This is a genomic window from Candidatus Babeliales bacterium, assembly GCA_035944115.1.
In the GTDB taxonomy this organism is placed as follows: domain Bacteria; phylum Babelota; class Babeliae; order Babelales; family Vermiphilaceae; genus DASZBJ01.
Genome location: DASZBJ010000053.1, coordinates 1 through 1,981 on the forward strand (window position 1 = coordinate 1; position 1,981 = coordinate 1,981).

Genomic DNA, 1,981 nt, shown 5'->3' on the forward strand with positions numbered 1-1,981 from the left:
ATCTTGGTTCTTTCTCAACCACAACACTCAACTTAATTCCAAACACTCTGTACCACTATCGAGTATAGGCCACAAATAGTGTAGGGACTGCATATGGAAGTGATCTAACTTTTACAACTCTTGCAATTGCAACACCTTCTGCAGGTAATTCAGGTGGGCAAGTAATTGCAGGTCAAACCAGTGGTTATCTTCCAGGTTATGGACCACAAGCTATTATTACAAATCCTGCAACACCACTACCAACAAGTTGTACAGCAGGGGCACTCTTTAATATCTTCACAGGAGCTGCATGTTCTCAAACAACAGCTACAACTCCAACAAATCCAACTGCTTGGTTGTTTACGTTAGACTTACAACTCGGTTCATCAAATTCTCAAGTAAAATTACTCCAACAGTATTTAAATACTCATGGATACATTCTTGCAAACTATGGACCAGGATCTATTGGGCATGAAACGACCGTCTTTGGCTATGCAACGCAATTCCAACTTAAACAATTCCAAAAAGCCAGTGGAATTACTCCTTCAAGTGGCTACTTCGGACCGATTACGAGAGCGTATATTGCTACACACTAGACTTGTCTTTCTCTTGTAAATAAGTAGTATTCTGCATAGATAAAAAGGGGATTAAGAACACTTCAACCTAACGGAGGTTCTATCATGTTTACGCCTGCTGAGATCGAGCCGGTTTTCTACAAAGCAATGGTAGCGGGCTATGCAAGTGATGTTAAACCTACCACAATTGCTGAGTTACCAAACTCAAATGTCATTGTCTTTGAAGAAGGATTTTGGAAAGTTGTTGATATTTGGTTTACACCACCTGGAACGCCAAATAGTTTTGGTAACACTATAATTTATGGAAAAGACGTTGCTGTATGGACAATGCATTATTGGGGAGAATATCCCAAAAATGATGTGCTCTGTGTTTTGAAGGATGTACTTTTGAATGAGTATAAATTGAGAGCACTAGAAATTAAAAAATCGAATCAAGTTTTTAACGGTTGTCGAGGACCTCGTGTGCATAATCTCGATGGAGCGTTCAAACCATACTGTTACATAAATATGCTTTGTCCAAATAGTTCTTTTGCTAACTTTTCAGGTCGTGAGGAAATTTATAGTGATAAGTATACTGTAATAAACCCGCGTTTACTTGGATGGCATGAGTATCATGGCTTTATGTTGTAATTCTCATGCATCGATCCCGTACATTCTCACAGTTCAAAATCAAAAAACCGCACCCGGAAGGTGCGGTTTTTATATTTGACAACCTCCTCCCATTCCTATATACTCAGTAAATCTCACAGCAAGATTGTGTCACGGACGAGATGATTGATTACTAGGCTAAGTTTGTCAGATTCTTGCCACTCAAACAATAAGACAACCCCATACGCTTTTTGAAGCGCCTTACGAGGTTGTTTTTTACGTTTATGAGTAAGAATTTCATTATTAGAGAGGAATAATTTTATTTTTGCATGCCAATACGCGAAAAAAAGTTTTTCGGTAAGTTCAAAAAGCCACTTACTGAAATGCCAAACCTTGTGGAAGCACAAATTGCTTCATACAAGCAGCTTTTAGAAACAAACCTCGGTGAAGTATTTAGAGAATTCTCTTCAATTAAAGATTATTCTGGAAAAAAGTTTGAACTTGATTTTACTGGTTTCAAACTCGGTGAGCCACAGTACGATGAATTTTATGCAAAGGACAACAAACTTTCGTACGAAGCGCCACTTAAAGTAAGTGTCCGACTCAAGAATAAGACAATTGGCGGTACCAAAGAGCAGGAGATTTTCATGGCAGATTTTCCATTGATGACTCCGCACGGTACCTTTATTATTGCTGGTATTGAACGAGTTATTGTTCCACAATTGGCTCGATCTTTTGGCGTGTTCTTCACTTCAACAGAATTGAAAGGAAAGACATATTTTGGTGCAAAAATCATTCCATCTCGAGGGGCTTGGATTGAAATTGAATCTGAAGCCGAT

Annotated in this window: 2 protein-coding genes; both read left to right on the forward strand. The window is 38.6% G+C overall.

The features are described from left to right. Nucleotides 1-659: 659 nt before the first annotated feature. Nucleotides 660-1,184, forward strand: coding sequence for a hypothetical protein (locus VGT41_06435; GenBank protein HEV2601899.1), 525 nt, complete (start codon nucleotides 660-662; stop codon nucleotides 1,182-1,184). 287 nt (nucleotides 1,185-1,471) lie between these two features. Beyond that, nucleotides 1,472-1,981: DNA-directed RNA polymerase subunit beta (locus VGT41_06440; GenBank protein HEV2601900.1), on the forward strand; the 510-nt coding region annotated here is incomplete at its 3' end.

Coding starts and splice junctions, on each gene's coding strand:
- VGT41_06435 (HEV2601899.1), top strand. CDS start 660: ATGTTTACGCCTGCTGAGATCGAGCCGGTTTTCTACAAAGCAATGGTA.